This is a genomic window from Pseudomonas sp. V98_8, assembly GCF_029967975.1.
Classification (GTDB): Bacteria; Pseudomonadota; Gammaproteobacteria; order Pseudomonadales; family Pseudomonadaceae; genus Aquipseudomonas; species Aquipseudomonas umsongensis.
Genome location: NZ_JASCAE010000079.1, coordinates 1 through 15,870 on the forward strand (window position 1 = coordinate 1; position 15,870 = coordinate 15,870).

14 protein-coding genes are annotated in these 15,870 nt (G+C 62.3%); 12 read left to right on the forward strand and 2 right to left on the reverse strand.

The window, feature by feature from the left end:
- Window positions 1-209: 209 nt before the first annotated feature.
- Complete coding sequence (locus QLG10_RS23620) at window positions 210-725, reverse strand: DUF2062 domain-containing protein (protein ID WP_033044086.1); 516 nt, start codon at window positions 723-725, stop codon at window positions 210-212.
- Window positions 726-861: 136 nt separating this feature from the next.
- On the opposite strand from QLG10_RS23620, the gene QLG10_RS23625 reads away from it, so the two are divergent.
- The 12 genes from QLG10_RS23625 to QLG10_RS23680 all read left to right on the forward strand — a co-directional run bounded on the left by QLG10_RS23625 (window position 862) and on the right by QLG10_RS23680 (window position 12,324).
- Complete coding sequence (locus tag QLG10_RS23625; RefSeq protein WP_282488147.1) at window positions 862-3,096, forward strand: DNA internalization-related competence protein ComEC/Rec2; 2,235 nt, start codon at window positions 862-864, stop codon at window positions 3,094-3,096.
- Between the two features lie 98 nt (window positions 3,097-3,194).
- Entirely contained in the window at window positions 3,195-3,830 is a 636-nt protein-coding gene (locus QLG10_RS23630) for a MotA/TolQ/ExbB proton channel family protein (protein WP_020799918.1), read from the forward strand.
- The gene (locus QLG10_RS23635; protein WP_110754152.1) at window positions 3,827-4,255 is read left to right on the forward strand and encodes a biopolymer transporter ExbD; all 429 of its coding nucleotides are present in this window, start codon (window positions 3,827-3,829) and stop codon (window positions 4,253-4,255) included. The genes QLG10_RS23630 and QLG10_RS23635 overlap by 4 nt, the downstream gene beginning before the upstream one ends.
- Before the next feature lie 5 nt (window positions 4,256-4,260).
- Complete coding sequence (gene lpxK / locus QLG10_RS23640) at window positions 4,261-5,265, forward strand: tetraacyldisaccharide 4'-kinase (RefSeq protein ID WP_110754150.1); 1,005 nt, start codon at window positions 4,261-4,263, stop codon at window positions 5,263-5,265.
- A gap of 25 nt (window positions 5,266-5,290) precedes the next feature.
- Window positions 5,291-5,476, forward strand: a complete 186-nt coding sequence (locus QLG10_RS23645; protein WP_003179363.1) for a Trm112 family protein — start codon at window positions 5,291-5,293, stop codon at window positions 5,474-5,476.
- Complete coding sequence (gene kdsB, locus QLG10_RS23650; protein WP_110754148.1) at window positions 5,473-6,237, forward strand: 3-deoxy-manno-octulosonate cytidylyltransferase; 765 nt, start codon at window positions 5,473-5,475, stop codon at window positions 6,235-6,237. The genes QLG10_RS23645 and kdsB overlap by 4 nt, the downstream gene beginning before the upstream one ends.
- A complete protein-coding gene (locus QLG10_RS23655; RefSeq protein WP_179055884.1) occupies window positions 6,237-6,701 on the forward strand; it encodes a low molecular weight protein-tyrosine-phosphatase in 465 nt (154 codons plus the stop codon). The genes kdsB and QLG10_RS23655 overlap by 1 nt, the downstream gene beginning before the upstream one ends.
- Window positions 6,698-7,717, forward strand: coding sequence for a UDP-N-acetylmuramate dehydrogenase (murB, locus tag QLG10_RS23660; protein ID WP_033044088.1), 1,020 nt, complete (start codon window positions 6,698-6,700; stop codon window positions 7,715-7,717). The genes QLG10_RS23655 and murB overlap by 4 nt, the downstream gene beginning before the upstream one ends.
- Window positions 7,718-7,965: 248 nt before the next feature.
- Complete coding sequence (locus tag QLG10_RS23665; RefSeq protein WP_008066557.1) at window positions 7,966-8,436, forward strand: (2Fe-2S)-binding protein; 471 nt, start codon at window positions 7,966-7,968, stop codon at window positions 8,434-8,436.
- Window positions 8,433-10,754 (forward strand): xanthine dehydrogenase family protein molybdopterin-binding subunit, encoded by a 2,322-nt coding sequence (locus tag QLG10_RS23670; RefSeq protein WP_188263746.1) that lies wholly within the window; start codon window positions 8,433-8,435, stop codon window positions 10,752-10,754. The genes QLG10_RS23665 and QLG10_RS23670 overlap by 4 nt, the downstream gene beginning before the upstream one ends.
- Entirely contained in the window at window positions 10,754-11,737 is a 984-nt protein-coding gene (locus QLG10_RS23675; RefSeq protein WP_110754140.1) for an XdhC family protein, read from the forward strand. The genes QLG10_RS23670 and QLG10_RS23675 overlap by 1 nt, the downstream gene beginning before the upstream one ends.
- Window positions 11,734-12,324, forward strand: a complete 591-nt coding sequence (locus QLG10_RS23680; protein ID WP_110754138.1) for a nucleotidyltransferase family protein — start codon at window positions 11,734-11,736, stop codon at window positions 12,322-12,324. The genes QLG10_RS23675 and QLG10_RS23680 overlap by 4 nt, the downstream gene beginning before the upstream one ends.
- Before the next feature lie 223 nt (window positions 12,325-12,547).
- On the opposite strand, the gene rne is transcribed toward QLG10_RS23680, so the two are convergent.
- Window positions 12,548-15,790: a ribonuclease E gene (gene rne, locus QLG10_RS23685; protein ID WP_282488148.1), complete on the reverse strand. Its 3,243-nt coding sequence runs from the start codon at window positions 15,788-15,790 to the stop codon at window positions 12,548-12,550.
- Window positions 15,791-15,870 lie beyond the last annotated feature (80 nt).

A 15,870-nucleotide genomic window follows, 5' to 3' on the forward strand; every position in this document is an offset into this window, starting at 1 on the left:
GTTTAGCCGCGCTGGGCCAGGGACGGCCCATCGCGGCGACCCACGGAGCAATGCCGGAGTGAGGGCATGCCGAGCCCAAGCGAGGCACCGAGTGGTGGGGCAAGAGCGCTTTGGTTACTTTCGCGCTTTTCGAAAGTGACTCGCCGTAAGGGCGAAACCATAAGCAGTCGTTACCGCAGCAACGGATATGCACACGATCAACCGGCCTCTCACATCCGACTTCGCTTACGCCGCCGCCACTGCCGCGCCACCCACCAGCGCCAATACATCATCACCAGGCAATAAGCCAACGCCCCAAGCACAACGCCTACCACCACCGACCCCAGCAAAAATGGCTGCCACAGGGTCGATAGTTCACCGCTGATCCATTCCCAGGTCAGCTCGTCCGGCAGATGCCGTGCTGGAACATCCATCAACCAGGCACCGGTCTGATAAGTACAGAAGAAGACCGCCGGCATGGTGATCGGGTTGGTCAACCAGACCAGGCTGACCGCAATCGGCATGTTGCCGCGCACGATGATCGCGAGAACCGCAGCGACCAGCATCTGCATCGGAATCGGCAGGAATGCCGCGAACAAGCCGACTGCCATGGCCCGGGCGACGGAATGGCGATTGAGGTGCCAGAGGTTCGGGTCATGCAGCAGGGTGCCAAGAAAGCGTAAGGACTTGTGTTCCCTGATGCTGGTCGGGTCTGGCATGTAGCGTTTGAATAAGCGCCGGGGCATAAGGCTTCTCGGTCGATCAAGGTGGCAAGTATGTCTGGATTCCATGAGGCACCCATTCAGACTTTGTGACAATTGTTAACGACGGACGTGCGTCGGGCCGACTATGCCTAGGGACTGGACTCTCAAGGACGGGCTTATGCGCACAGGGATGATGGCGCTGGCGTTGGGCTTGCTGGCCTTGCGTTTTTTACCGGTGTTACCGCCGGTCTGGTTGTGGTTGTTGATGCCGGTGGCAGGCTTGATGTTGCTGCCGTTCAGGGCGTATCCGGCTGCGTTTTTCCTGTTCGGCTTGAGTTGGGCCTGTGCCCATGCCCAATGGGCCCTGGATGATCGGCTGTCGCCGGCCCTCGACGGGGAAACCCGTTGGGTCGAAGGGCGGGTCACCGGGCTGCCACAGAATGGTGAGGGGGTGGTGCGTTTCGAACTGACTGACAGTCGGTCACGCCGTACCGTCCTGCCGCGACAGTTGCGTCTGGCCTGGTATGACGGCCCGCCGGTAAACAGCGGCGAACGCTGGCGGCTCGCGGTCAAGCTGAAGCGACCCGTGGGGTTGCTCAATCCGCATGCCTTCGACTATGAGGCTTGGTTGTTGGCGCAACGCATCGGTGCGACCGGGACGGTCAAGGCCGGGGAGCGGCTTGCGCCCGCCCGGTGGGCCTGGCGCGACGGTATCCGCCAGAGGCTGCAGGCCGTGGACGCGCAAGGTCGAACTGGCGTGCTGGTGGCGCTGGTGCTGGGAGACGGCGCGGGGCTCAGCCGCGAAGACTGGCAGGTGTTGCAAGACACTGGCACCGTGCACCTGTTGGTGATTTCCGGGCAGCACGTCGGCTTGTTGGCGGGACTGGTTTATCTGTTGATCGCCGGGCTTGCCCGTTATGGCTTGTGGCCAGCCCGTCTACCATGGTTGCCCTGGGCCTGCAGCCTGGCTTTCGTGGCCGCCCTTGGCTATGGGCTGCTGGCTGGCTTTGAAGTGCCGGTCCGCCGAGCCTGCCTGATGATCGGCCTGGTGCTGCTATGGCGCCTGCGCTTTCGTCACCTGGGTGCCTGGTGGCCACTGTTGCTGGCGCTCAATGGCGTCTTGCTGATGGACCCGTTGGCGAGTCTGCAACCGGGGTTCTGGCTGTCCTTCGCGGCGGTGGCGGTGCTGATCTTCACGTTTGGTGGGCGCCTGGGGCCTTGGCCATGGTGGCAAACCTGGACCCGTGCCCAGTGGCTGATCGCTATTGGCCTTGGACCGTTTTTGCTGGTCCTGGGACTGCCGATCAGCCTTAGCGGGCCGCTGGTCAATCTGCTGGCGGTACCCTGGATCAGCCTGGTGGTGCTGCCCCCTGCGTTGCTCGGTACACTTTTGCTGCCGGTGCCCTACGTCGGCGAGTGGCTGCTGTGGCTGGCGGGCGGCTTGATAGATTGGCTGTTCACCGGGTTGGCATTGGTCGCCGGCAAGCTTCCCGCCTGGGTGCCCGCGGCCATCCCGCTATGGGTCTGGGCCATCGGCACGCTGGGCGCCTTTTTGTTGCTGCTGCCGCGCGGCGTGCCGATGCGACCGTTAGGCTGGCCCATGCTGCTACTGCTGGTTTTTCCGCCACGGCCGATCCTGCCCGAAGGCATCGCCGAGGTCTGGCAACTGGATGTGGGCCAAGGACTGGCGATCATGGTGCGCACGCGCCATCACACGCTGTTGTATGACGCTGGTCCGCGTTTGCGCGGTCTTGACCAGGGGGAACGGGTGGTCCTGCCCGCGCTGCGCAAGTTGGGTGTGAAGGCGATCGACCTGATGTTGATCAGCCATGCCCATGCCGATCATGCCGGTGGCGCCCAGGCAGTGGCCAATGGATTGCCGGTGAAACGGGTGCTCAGTGGCGAACCAGCCGACCTGCCTGGCGAGTTGCAGGCCGAGGGCTGTGAGAGCGGTCGGCAATGGACGTGGGACGGGGTCAACTTTCAACTGTGGCACTGGCCACAGGCCAGGGACAGCAACCAGAACTCCTGTGTGTTGCAGATCGAAGCCAATGGCGAGCGATTGCTGCTCAGCGGTGACATCGACACCCACGCCGAGCGCGCGTTGCTCGCCAGCCCATTGGCCGTGCCTACCGACTGGTTGCAGTCACCGCACCACGGTAGTCGCAGTTCGTCGTCGACGGCGCTGCTCAACGTTTTGCAGCCCAAGGCGGCACTGATTTCCCGTGGACAGGGCAACTCCTTCGGTCATCCTCATCCGGTGGTGATCGAACGCTATCGACATCGCGCGATGGACATCTACGACAGTGCGCAGCAAGGCGCCGTTCATCTGCAACTGGGGCGTTTCGAACCCCCGCGCGCGATGCGTCAAGAACGGCGCTTCTGGCGCGATCCGCCACCTTCGGGGAAATGACCTTGGGTGATCAAAGGCCGACCGGATGCGACATCACAGTCTTCGGTGAGTCCACCCCCTATGTTAGAGTGGCGCACTTTTTCGAGGGGACTGTCACTGTGTGGGAATTGGTCAAATCCGGCGGCTGGATGATGCTGCCGATCATCCTGAGTTCCATCGCGGCAATGGCTATCGTTGCCGAACGTCTGTGGACCCTGCGGGCCAGTCGCGTGACCCCGGAGCATTTGCTCGGGCAGGTCTGGGTCTGGATCAAGGACAAGCAACTCAACAAGGAGAAGCTCAAGGAACTGCGCGCCAATTCGCCGTTGGGCGAGATCCTGGCCGCTGGCCTGGCGAACTCCCGGCATGGTCGCGAGATCATGAAGGAGTGCATCGAAGAGGCCGCTGCGCGGGTCATCCATGAGCTGGAACGCTACATCAATGCCCTCGGTACCATCGCTGCCATGGCGCCGTTGCTGGGCCTGCTGGGTACGGTGCTGGGCATGATCGATATTTTCAGTGCGTTCATGGGCACGGGCATGACCACCAATGCGGCGGTATTGGCCGGGGGTATCTCCAAGGCGCTGATCACCACGGCCGCGGGCTTGATGGTCGGTATCCCGTCGGTATTCTTCCACCGTTTCCTGCAACGCCGGATCGATGAGCTGGTGGTCGGCATGGAGCAGGAAGCGATCAAGCTGGTCGAAGTCGTGCAGGGTGATCGTGACGTGGACCTGGCGGGGGGCAAAGCGTGAAATTCCGCCGCAAGCAACGGGAGAATGTGGACATCAACCTCGCGTCGCTGATCGACGTGGTGTTTATCCTGCTGCTGTTTTTCGTCGTGACCACGACGTTCACCCGTGAAACCCAGTTGCGCGTCGATCTGCCCGAAGCGGTCAGCGGAGCGCCTTCCGAGGACCAGAACCGGCAACTGGACATCGCGATCAGTGCCGACGGCATATTTTCGGTGAACAACCAGGTATTGCCCAAAAGTGACCTGGCAACGCTGATGGATGCCCTGCAGAAACAATCCAATGGCGATACCAGTCGACCGCTGTCCATCAGCGCCGACGGAAAATCCCAGCATCAGTCGGTCATCACCGCCATGGACGCTGCCGGCAAGCTCGGCTTCAGCCATTTGCGCATGACCACAGTCGAGGCGGCGCCGCCCGCGCCTTGAAAAGCATGTCCGAACGCTTGCTCGCTGCCTGGTACCGGGGGCATCCGGCCCTGAAGCTGTTACAGCCGCTGGAGTGGTTGTACCGCCGCGTGGTCAACAACAAGCGCAAGCGCTTTCTGGCGGGCGAGGGCGATATCTATCAGCCACCGGTGCCGCTGATCGTGGTGGGCAACATCACCGTGGGCGGCACCGGCAAGACACCGCTGATCCTGTGGATGATCCAGCACTGTCAACGTAGTGGCCTGCGGGTTGGCGTGGTCAGCCGGGGTTACGGTGCCAAGCCAGCGCAATTGCCGTGGCGGGTCGAAGCGGATCAAAGCGCCGACATCGCTGGCGATGAGCCGCTGTTGATCGTGCAGCGCACCGGCGTGCCGTTGATGATCGATCCGGATCGCAGCCGCGCGGTCAAAGCCCTGCTGGACAGTGAATCGCTGGACCTGATCCTGTCCGATGATGGCATGCAGCATTACCGCCTGGCGCGGGATCTGGAGCTGGTCCTGATCGACGCTGCCCGCGGATTGGGCAACCGCCGCTGCTTGCCGGCCGGGCCGCTGCGTGAACCGGTCGAGCGTCTGCAAAGTGTCGATGCGGTGCTCTACAACGGTGCAACGGCTGACAGTGGCGACGGCTTTGCCTTCCAGTTGCAACCGACGGCGCTGGTCAACCTGCAAAGCGGCGAACGGCGCCCGCTCGATCACTTTCCCGCGGGCCAGGCGTTGCATGCGGTGGCCGGGATCGGCAACCCGCAGCGTTTCTTCAGGACCCTCGAAACGCTACACTGGCAGCCAGTCCCGCATGCATTCGCCGACCACGCCGAATACAGTGCGCAGGCCTTGAATTTCAACCCGTCATTGCCATTGGTGATGACCGAAAAGGATGCGGTGAAGTGCCGTGCCTTCGCCGCCGCCGACTGGTGGTACCTGGCGGTCGACGCTGTGCCGTCGCCAGCCTTCACGGCCTGGTTCGATACACAGTTGATGCGCCTGTTGCCGGCTCGTCTTTTGCCTTAAATCCGTTTCTATCCAGGGAATGTTCATGGACACCAAATTGCTCGATATCCTCGCTTGCCCGGTCTGCAAAGGTCCGCTCAAGCTCAGCGCTGACAAGACCGAGCTGATCAGCAAGGGCGCTGGCCTTGCGTACCCGATTCGCGACGGCATCCCGGTGATGCTCGAATCCGAAGCCCGTACCCTGACCACCGACGAGCGTCTGGATAAATGACTTCAGCCTTTACCGTTGTTATTCCTGCGCGCTACGCCTCCACCCGCCTGCCGGGCAAGCCGCTGCTGTTGATCGCTGGCAAGCCGATGATCCAGCACGTTTGGGAGCAGGCGTGCAAAAGTAGCGCAGAGCGCGTGGTGGTTGCCACGGACGATGCGCGCATCGCCCAGGCCTGTGAAGGTTTTGGTGCCGAAGTGGTGATGACTCGCGAAGACCACAACTCCGGAACCGATCGCCTGGCTGAAGTCGCGGCAAAGCTGGGCCTGGCGCCCGACGCGATCGTGGTCAACGTCCAGGGTGACGAGCCGTTGATACCGCCGAGTGTCATTGACCAGGTGGCCGTAAACCTGGCTGCCCATACCGAAGCGCGCATGGCCACGCTGGCCGAGCCGATCGAAGACGTGGAGAGCCTGTTCAACACCAACGTGGTCAAGGTCGTCAGTGACCTCAATGGCCTGGCGCTGACCTTCAGTCGCGCCACGTTGCCATGGGCACGGGACACGTTCGCCAAGAGCCTCGAGCAAATGCCCGAAGGCGTGCCGTATCGCCGCCACATCGGCATCTATGCCTACCGCGCCGGTTTCCTGCATGACTTCGTCAGCTGGGGCCCGTGCTGGCTGGAAAACACCGAGTGCCTGGAACAACTGCGTGCCTTGTGGCACGGGGTACGGATCCACGTCGCCGATGCACTGATCGCGCCGCCTGCCGGCGTCGATACCGTTGAAGACCTCGAGCGCGTTCGTCGCCTGCTGGAGGCCTGATGCGGGTTCTGTTTGTCTGTCTGGGCAATATCTGTCGTTCACCCACGGCCGAAGGCGTTCTGCGGCATAAATTGCGTGAAGCGGGGCTGGCCGATCAAGTCGAAGTGGCCTCTGCCGGCACCGGCGACTGGCACGTGGGCAGCGCGCCGGACAAGCGCAGCCAGGCGGCGGCAAAACGCCGTGGTTACGATTTGTCCGCCCAGCGCGCCCAGCAGGTCACCCGTGCCGATTTCGCCACGTACGACCTGATCCTGGCGATGGACAACAGTAACCTGCGCAACCTCATGGATCTGCAACCGCCCAAGTGCAAGGCGGAGCTGGACCTGTTCCTGCGTCGCTACCCGGCGCAGGTCGAGGAAGTCCCGGACCCGTACAACGACAGTGAACATGGCTTCGAGCACGTGCTGGACTTGATCGAGCGCGCCAGTGACCTGCTGGTGATCGAACTGAAGGAACGGTTATGAGTTTGCAACTGCGATCCCAGGTTTCGCTCAAGCCGTTCAACAGCTTTGGCGTGGATGTCCAGGCCCGCCTGTTTGCCGAGGCCCATAGCGACGCCGATGTGCGTGAGGCCCTGGCCTATGCGCGGGAACACCAGGTGCCCTTGCTGGTGATCGGCGGTGGCAGCAACTTGCTGCTGACCGCTGACATTGAGTCGATGGTACTGCGCATGGCGACCCGCGGAATACGCGTGATCAGCGACGATGGCAGCAAGGTCGTGATCGAGGCCGAGGCGGGCGAGCCCTGGCATCCATTCGTGCAACACACCCTGGTGCAGGGCTTGTCAGGCCTGGAAAACCTTAGCCTGATTCCCGGCACCGTTGGTGCGGCCCCCATGCAGAACATCGGCGCCTATGGCGTGGAAATCAAGGACGTGTTCGCCGGCCTGACCGCCCTGGATCGCCAGACTGGCGAACTGCGCGACTTCAGTCTGCAAGAATGCAACTTCGCCTACCGCGACAGCGTGTTCAAACAGGAGCCTGGGCGCTGGTTGATCCTGCGCGTGCGTTTCACCCTCGATCGCACCGCCCACCTGCACCTGGAGTACGGTCCTGTGCGTCAGCGCCTGACCGAGCAGGGCATCGATCATCCGACGGCCACGGACGTCAGTCAGGCCATTTGCAGCATTCGCAACGAGAAGCTTCCGGACCCGGCGGTGCTCGGCAATGCCGGCAGCTTTTTCAAGAACCCCTTGGTCCCAGCGGCACTGGTCGCACAGCTCAAGGGTGAATACCCGGACCTGGTGGCCTACGCGCAACCCGACGGACAGATGAAGCTGGCTGCCGGCTGGTTGATCGAGCGGGCAGGGTGGAAAGGCTTCCGCGATGCCGATGCAGGCGTACACAAAATGCAGGCACTGGTGCTGGTCAATTACGGCAGTGCGACAGGGCTGCAACTGCTGCACCTGGCGCAGCGCATCCAGAAAGACATTTCAGAGCGTTTCCATGTCGACCTGGAAATGGAGCCGAACCGCTATTGAGGCTACGCTTTCAAGGTGGACTTCAAAGCCCTGCACTGATGAAAAGTGCAGGGCTTTTTTGTTAATGCTGGGTTAACTTAGCGAGCTAACGATGCATTGCATTTGTTCCATCAAAGGCCCGGTGCAGACGTCTCCGTCCGGCATAAGAGAGCCCTATTAGCCTGAGTAGATCTGCGTTATGCCAACCGCCGACCTCCCGGCGGCAGATTGCTCGACCCCATGACCTTTATAACTATGCGGGCGTGCCCATGATTACCCTGAAACTCAACGGTCAAGACCATCCACTCGATGTCACCGAGGATATGCCCTTGCTCTGGGCGATTCGCGACGTGGCCGGTTACAACGGCACCAAGTTTGGCTGTGGCATGGGCCTTTGCGGCGCCTGCACGATTCATATCGAAGGTGCTCCCGCGCGCAGTTGCATCACGCCGATTGGCTCGGTCGTCGGCCAGAATGTCACCACCATCGACAACCTGCACGCCGACCCGGTCGGCAAAGTCGTGCAGCAAGCCTGGCTCGACACGGCCGTGGCCCAATGCGGTTACTGCCAGGGTGGGCAGATCATGTCCGCCACTGCGCTGCTCAAGACCAATCCCGACCCCAGCGATGAGCAGATCGAAGAGGCGATGGTCGGCAACATCTGCCGCTGCGGCACCTACAACCGCATCAAGACCGCCATTCGCCAGGCATCCACTCACCTGAAGGAGGCCAAGGCATGAGCCGGTTACCGAATGATTTCGCCCTGAGCAACCTCAGTCGGCGGGGTTTCCTCAAGGGCGTGGGGGCCACCAGTGCGCTGGTGGTTGCCGCGAGTTGGGGCTGGCAAGACGCGTTTGCCGAAGAGGCGCAGAAAAAGTTCGGCGCCGATGGCATGCCCAATGGTTGGATCGACGATCCCAAGGTGTATGTGAGCATCGCCACTGATGGCACGGTGACGGTGGTCTGCAACCGTTCGGAAATGGGCCAGGGCGTACGGACCAGCCTGACCATGGTGGTGGCCGACGAGCTGGAAGCCGATTGGGCGCGGGTCAAGGTGCAACAGGCGCCGGGCGATGAAGTGCGGTTCGGCAACCAGGACACCGATGGTTCGCGCAGCATGCGTCACTGGTACGAACCGATGCGCCGCTGCGGCGCCGCCGCCCGGACCATGCTGGAACAGGCCGCCGCCGACCAATGGAAAGTGCCGGTTGGCGAATGCCATGCGCAGCTGCATAAAGTCATCCATAAGCCTTCCGGTCGCGAACTGGAGTATGGCGCTCTGGCCGCCGCAGCCGGCGCCTTGGCCGTGCCGGCCAGGGACAGCTTGCGACTCAAGCAGCCCTCGGAGTTTCGCTACATCGGCAAGGAAGGCACCAGGGCCATCGATGGCGAAGATATCGTCAACGGCCGCGCGGTATACGGCGCAGACGTGCATTTCGATGGCATGCTGTTTGCCGTCATTGCCCGGCCGGCGGTATATGGCGGCAAGGTCAAGAGCTTCGATGGCAGCGCTGCGATGAAAGTGCCGGGAGTGGTCAAGGTCATCCAGATTGAAAGCCGTCCACTGCCCTCGGAGTTTCAACCCCTGGGCGGCATCGCGGTGGTGGCCAATAACACCTGGGCGGCGATCAAGGGTCGCGAGGCGTTGAAAATCGAATGGGACGACGGCCCCAACGCCAGCTACGACTCGATCGCCTACCGCAAGGAGCTCGAGGCCGCTTCGCTCAAGCCGGGCAAAGTGGTGCGCAATACCGGCAATATCGACGACGCCATGGCCAATGCCGCCAGCACACTGGAAGCCTCCTACTATTTGCCGCACCTGTCACAATCGCCAATGGAGCCGATGGTTGCCATCGCTCGCTACAAGGACGGTGTTTGCCAAGCCTGGGGGCCAAGCCAGGCGCCACAGGTCACCCGCGAGCGGATCGCCGAACGCCTGGGCGTGCCATTCGATAAAGTCACCTTCAACGTGACGTTGCTGGGCGGAGGCTTCGGGCGCAAGTCCAAGCCCGACTTCATTATCGAAGCGGCCATCCTGGCCAAGGAGTTCCCCGGCAAGGCAGTGCGGGTGCAATGGACCCGTGAAGACGATATTCACTGTTCCTATTTTCACACGGTGTCGGCCGAATACCTCAAGGCCAGCCTGAACAAGGACGGCTTGCCCTCCGGCTGGCTGCACCGCACGGTGGCGCCGAGCATCACTGCGTTGTTTGCGCCGGGCATGAACCATGAGGCCGCCTTCGAGCTGGGCATGGGCTTCACCAACATGGCCTACGCAATTCCCAACATTCGCCTGGAAAACCCCGAGGCCACTGTCCATACGCGGGTTGGCTGGTATCGATCGGTATCGAACATCCCCCACGGTTTTGCGATCCAGAGCTTCATCGATGAACTGGCGCACAAGGCCGGAGAAGACCCGCTCAAGTACCAGGTCAGATTGCTCGGCCCGGACCGCCAGATCGATCCACGCACCTTGAGTGAAGAATGGAACTACGGTGAATCGCCCGAGCGTTATCCGATCGATACCGCTCGCCTGCGCACGGTACTGGAAACTGCCGCGAAGGCCGCCGGTTGGGGACGTGAGTTGCCCAAGGGCCGAGGCCTGGGCCTGGCGGTGCACTACAGCTTCGTGACGTACGTGGCGGCAGTGATCGAAGTTGAAGTCAAGGACGATGGCACCTTGATCGTGCACAAAGCTGACATTGCCGTGGATTGCGGGCCGCAGATCAACCCCGAGCGGATTCGTTCGCAGTTCGAAGGTGCCTGCGTCATGGGCCTGGGCAATGCGGTGCTGGGCGAAATCAGCTTCAAGGATGGCAAGGTCCAGCAGGACAACTTCCACATGTACGAGGTGGCGCGCATGTCCCTGGCGCCCAAGGAGGTCGCGGTGCACCTGGTAACGCCGCCGGGCAATGTGCCGTTGGGCGGTGTCGGCGAACCGGGTGTGCCACCGATTGCACCGGCGCTGTGCAACGCGATCTTTGCCGCCACCGGCAAGCGTATCCGCAGCCTGCCGGTCCGTTATCAATTACAGGGTTGGCAGAAGGTCGAGGCGTGATGGACAGTGCCGATCTGAATGTCCTGCGCAGCGTGCTGGAATGGCGTCGCGCCGGCCAGCGGGTGATGTTGTACAGCGTCGTGCAGACCTGGGGTACTGCGCCCCGGGCGCCTGGTGCAATGCTGGCATTGCGCGAGGACGGCGTGGTGATTGGCTCGGTGTCCGGTGGTTGTGTCGAAGACGACCTGATTGCCCGTTTGCATGACGGTCGCATTGCGGCCGACGGACCGCCGGTGCAACTGATCACCTACGGCGTCACCCGTGAGGAGGCGGCACGCTTCGGTTTGCCCTGCGGCGGCACTTTGCGTTTGACCGAGGAGCGCGTTGGCGATCCTGCGTGGGTCGCCGAGTTGCTGGCGCGCTGCGAGGGCCATGAAATCGTCGCGCGTTCGCTGGATATCGCGACCGGGGAAGTCATTTTGCAGCCCGCCGCCAAGACCGATGTGCTGGCTTTCGATGGGCAGACCCTGCGGGCCATTTATGGCCCGCGTTGGCGCTTGTTGTTGATTGGTGCCGGGCAGTTGTCTCGCTTTGTCGCCGAGATGGCACGGCTGCTGGATTTTGAAGTGCTGATTTGCGATCCGCGCAGCGAATTCGTCTACGGCTGGGAGGAACAGCACGGTCGATTCGTCTCGGGCATGCCCGATGAGGCGGTGCTGAACATCCAGACCGACGAGCGCACGGCTATCGTTGCGCTGACTCATGATCCGCGCCTGGATGATATGGCCTTGCTGACGGCCCTTGACTCCCGGGCCTTTTATGTTGGTGCACTCGGCTCCCGGGTCAACAGCCAAAAGCGCCGGGACAACCTGGCTCTGCTCGGTCTGTCACAGCAGGCCATCGAGCGGTTGCACGGCCCGGTCGGCTTGCACATCGGCAGCCACAGCCCGGCGGAAATCGCCTTGTCGCTGATGGCCGAGATTGTGGCGATCAAGAATGGTATCGAGCTTAAGCAGAAGAAACCGCTGCGGGAGGGTGTATGAGTCAATCCATCGGAGTGATCGTGTTGGCGGCGGGGCAGGGCAGTCGTTTCCGACAGGTCGCGGGCGACGACAAGGACAAGCTGCTGGCTGACTGCAAGGGGCGTGATGGCGCGGTTCGATCGGTCATCGAACAAGTCCTGGTGAATCTGCCTTCCACGCTGGATAAGCGCTTTCTGGTGACCACGGCCGCTCGTCCGCAAGTCAGTCGCATGGCCAAGGCCTATGGCTGCGAGATCGTCCTGATCGAAACGACCGGAATGGGCGACAGCATTGCGGCAGGGGTGGCGGCATGCGCTCAACTTGATGGTTGGCTGATGGTACTGGGAGATATGCCGTTCATCCTGCCATCGAGTATTGAACGCGTTGTGGATCAGATAGCCGATGACTGCGTCAGCGTGCCGGTACAGGAGGGTGAGTACGGGCATCCGGTGGGCTTTGGACGCAGTTTTGCTCCGGGATTGATGGCGTTATCAGGCGATCGCGGCGCCAAGGGGTTGTTTGCCCAGGGGCGGGTGGTACAAGTGAGGGTGGATGACCCCGGTGTGTTGTGGGATGTGGATGTGCCTGAGAAGCTGACTTTCAAATAATCGCAGATTTTCTGTAGGAGCGAGCATGTCGAATCGTCGCACCGTCGCGATGGACGTCAACGATGACGCGGGGAACCTGGATACACGCGGTGCATTTGAGATCATCGCGAGCATGCTCGCTCCTACAGAGGTATAAACGATCATGTTTCCCAGGATTGCGTGAAGAACCAAAAAAAAGCCCCGCCCGGGTTCACCGGGCGGGGCTTTTCAATGGCCGAGGGAATCAGACGAGAGGTTTAGGCTCGTGCTCTTTTTCCTGGGCTTTCTCGTGTTGCTCGACCGCTTCCTGAACGGAGCGAGGTGCTTCGGCAATCACCGACTCAACCGGCTCGGCAGCGACTTCGGCAGCCGGGGCAGATGCCTCGACCACTTCGGCGGCAACCGGTGCTGGCTCGGCAGCAACAGCCTGGGCAGCAGCGGCCGCCAGTTCGGCTTCCTTCTGCAGACGCTCTTCTTCACGCTTGCGGCGACGCACTTCACGTGGGTCGTTCGGTGCGCGGCCACTTGGCGTCAGGGCGCTGATTGGCGCGGCTTCAACCACCGGAGCAGGCGCTTGGGCAACAACCGGCGCTTCAACCACTGGAGCTGGCTCGGCAGCGGCAACTGGCTCGGAGACCAGCGCTGGCGCCACCTCGGCTTCAGCAACCGGCGCTGGAGCAGGGGGTTCGGCTACGGCTGGCTCGGCAACCCAGTTGAAAGCGGTTTGCTCTTCGCGAACTTCACGAACGGCCTCGGTCACGGTTTCAGTCACGGTGTCGGCAACCGGTTCTGCAACCACGGCTGGTTCAGCGGCAGCTTCAACCACTGGCTGTGCTTCTGGCGCTGCTGCCACTTCGATTTCCGGCGAAGCTGTGGCTTCGACCGGAGTCGTCGCTTCCACCACTGGCGCTTCGGCGGGAGCCGTTTCCAGGGTGGCGGCGGTGGCGCGTTCGGCTTGCTGGTTGGCCTGTGCTTCGGCCGGAGCGCTGATCACGCTGCTGGCAACGGCTGCGGTAACAGCCAGGCCGGCGGCCAGGTCAGCAGTGCTTGGCGCTTCAGTGTTATCGCCGGCTTCGGACTCTTCCGAACCTTCGATTACGTTGCCGTTGGCATCACGCTGACGCTCGCGGCGGTTGCTGCGACGACGCTGGCCGCGGGAGCGGCGGCGTGGACGATCGCCTTCGGCGCCTTCCTGGCCTTCTTCCTGCAGTTGCTCTTCGTTGCCGGTCAGCTCTTCTTCGGCTACAGCAGCCGCTTGCTCGGCACGCGGTTGACGTTCTTCACGCGGAGGGCGTGGAGCGCGTTCTTCGCGTGGCGGGCGGGCCGGGCGTTCTTCAGTGGTCGCGGCAGCAACAGCAGCGGCAGCAGGAGCGACAGCGTCCAGCGGCTCGCGCAGTTCACGCACACGCTCCTCACGCTCGCCACGTGGCTTGCGATCTTCGCGCGGGGCACGCGGAGTACGCTCTTCACGTGGCGCGCGCGGAGCGCGTTCTTCACGTGGAGCGCGTTCTTCGCGGGCTACGACTGGCGTTTCTTCGCGGGTCTCACGAGGCTCGCGTACTTCGCGTGGCTGGCGCTCTTCGCGGGGTTCACGTGGAGCGCGTTCTTCGCGGGGCGCGCGCTCTTCACGAGGCTTGCGCTCTTCATCGCGGCGACCGTTACGGGTGCGGCTCTGCTGGCGGCCGGTGCGGCGTTGTTCCTCGTTGCTGCGGGCCGGACGCTCGGTGGTAGCCGGTTTCTCAACCACGGTCGGAGCGACAGGCTCTTCCTTGGACGCGAACAGGCTGACCAGCGACTTCACCAGGCCCTTGAACAGGCTTGGCTCTGGCGCGGCGACAGGAGCGGCAACGGGAGCGGCGACAACTTCGGTCGGTACCGGAGCATTGGCGCGGGCTGGCGCCGTCTTGACCGCGGCTTCCTGGCGAACCAGGGTGCGGGTCGCGGCAGCTGGCTGCACTTCTTCGACTTCGGCGGCGGCCGCTGCGATTTCGTAGCTGGACTGGTTGATCGCCGCTTCCGGGCTGTCATCGCGCAGGCGCTGCACTTCGAAGTGCGGCGTTTCGAGGTGATCGTTCGGCAGGATGACGATGCGGGCACGGGTACGCAGTTCGATCTTGGTGATCGAGTTACGTTTTTCGTTGAGCAGGAACGCGGCCACCGGGATCGGCACTTGTGCACGAACTTCGGCGGTACGGTCTTTCAGGGCTTCTTCTTCGATCAGGCGCAGGATCGCCAAGGACAGCGATTCGACGTCACGGATGATGCCGGTGCCGTTGCAACGCGGGCAAACGATGCCGCTGCTTTCACCCAGGGATGGGCGCAGGCGCTGACGGGACATTTCCAGCAGGCCGAAGCGCGAAATGCGGCCGACTTGCACGCGGGCGCGGTCGGCTTCCAGGCATTCGCGGACTTTTTCTTCTACGGCGCGCTGGTTCTTGGCCGGGGTCATGTCGATGAAGTCGATGACGATCAGGCCGCCGATGTCGCGCAGGCGCAACTGACGGGCGATTTCTTCGGCGGCTTCAAGGTTGGTCTGCAGCGCGGTTTCTTCGATGTCGCTACCTTTGGTGGCGCGCGCCGAGTTGATGTCGATGGACACCAGGGCTTCGGTCGGATCGATCACGATGGAGCCGCCGGAAGGCAGTTCAACGACGCGCTGGAACGCGGTCTCGATCTGGCTTTCGATCTGGAAGCGGTTGAACAGTGGCACGCTGTCTTCGTACAGCTTGATCTTGCTGGCGTACTGCGGCATCACCTGGCGAATGAAGGTCAGGGCTTCGTCCTGGGCTTCAACGCTGTCGATCAGCACTTCGCCGATGTCCTGGCGCAGGTAATCGCGGATCGCGCGGATGATCACGTTGCTTTCCTGATAGATCAGGAACGGCGCGGAACGATCCAGCGAAGCTTCTTTGATGGCAGTCCACAGTTGCAGCAGGTAGTCGAGGTCCCACTGCATTTCTTCGCTGCTGCGACCCAGGCCGGCCGTGCGCACGATCAGGCCCATGTCGGCCGGGGCAACCAGGCCGTTCAGCGCTTCACGCAATTCATTGCGCTCTTCGCCTTCGATGCGACGGGAGATACCGCCGGCACGCGGGTTGTTCGGCATCAGCACGAGGTAACGACCGGCCAGGCTGATGAACGTGGTCAGGGCGGCGCCCTTGTTGCCACGCTCTTCTTTTTCGACCTGAACGATGACTTCCTGGCCTTCGCTCAGGACGTCCTTGATGTTGACGCGGCCTTCAGGGGTTTTCTTGAAGTATTCGCGGGAGATTTCTTTGAGGGGCAGGAAGCCGTGGCGCTCAGAGCCGAAATCGACAAAGGCAGCCTCCAGGCTTGGTTCGATGCGAGTAATCCGGCCTTTATAGATGTTGGCCTTCTTCTGCTCGCGTGCACCGGATTCGATGTCCAGGTCGTAGAGGCGCTGGCCATCTACCAGTGCAACACGCAACTCTTCGGGTTGAGTTGCGTTAATCAGCATTCTTTTCATGTAGTACCGTCGGTTTCCGGGCTGCCGGAAACGGCGTTCGGCACACACGACTTCTCATGGTCGGTGTCAGGTGCGTCGGG

Coding starts and splice junctions, on each gene's coding strand:
- kdsB (WP_110754148.1), top strand. CDS start 5,473: ATGACTTCAGCCTTTACCGTTGTTATTCCTGCGCGCTACGCCTCCACC.
- lpxK (WP_110754150.1), top strand. CDS start 4,261: ATGTCCGAACGCTTGCTCGCTGCCTGGTACCGGGGGCATCCGGCCCTG.
- QLG10_RS23680 (WP_110754138.1), top strand. CDS start 11,734: ATGAGTCAATCCATCGGAGTGATCGTGTTGGCGGCGGGGCAGGGCAGT.
- QLG10_RS23675 (WP_110754140.1), top strand. CDS start 10,754: ATGGACAGTGCCGATCTGAATGTCCTGCGCAGCGTGCTGGAATGGCGT.
- QLG10_RS23645 (WP_003179363.1), top strand. CDS start 5,291: ATGGACACCAAATTGCTCGATATCCTCGCTTGCCCGGTCTGCAAAGGT.
- QLG10_RS23625 (WP_282488147.1), top strand. CDS start 862: ATGCGCACAGGGATGATGGCGCTGGCGTTGGGCTTGCTGGCCTTGCGT.
- QLG10_RS23655 (WP_179055884.1), top strand. CDS start 6,237: ATGCGGGTTCTGTTTGTCTGTCTGGGCAATATCTGTCGTTCACCCACG.
- QLG10_RS23620 (WP_033044086.1), bottom strand. CDS start 725: ATGCCCCGGCGCTTATTCAAACGCTACATGCCAGACCCGACCAGCATC.
- QLG10_RS23665 (WP_008066557.1), top strand. CDS start 7,966: ATGATTACCCTGAAACTCAACGGTCAAGACCATCCACTCGATGTCACC.
- murB (WP_033044088.1), top strand. CDS start 6,698: ATGAGTTTGCAACTGCGATCCCAGGTTTCGCTCAAGCCGTTCAACAGC.
- QLG10_RS23670 (WP_188263746.1), top strand. CDS start 8,433: ATGAGCCGGTTACCGAATGATTTCGCCCTGAGCAACCTCAGTCGGCGG.
- rne (WP_282488148.1), bottom strand. CDS start 15,790: ATGAAAAGAATGCTGATTAACGCAACTCAACCCGAAGAGTTGCGTGTT.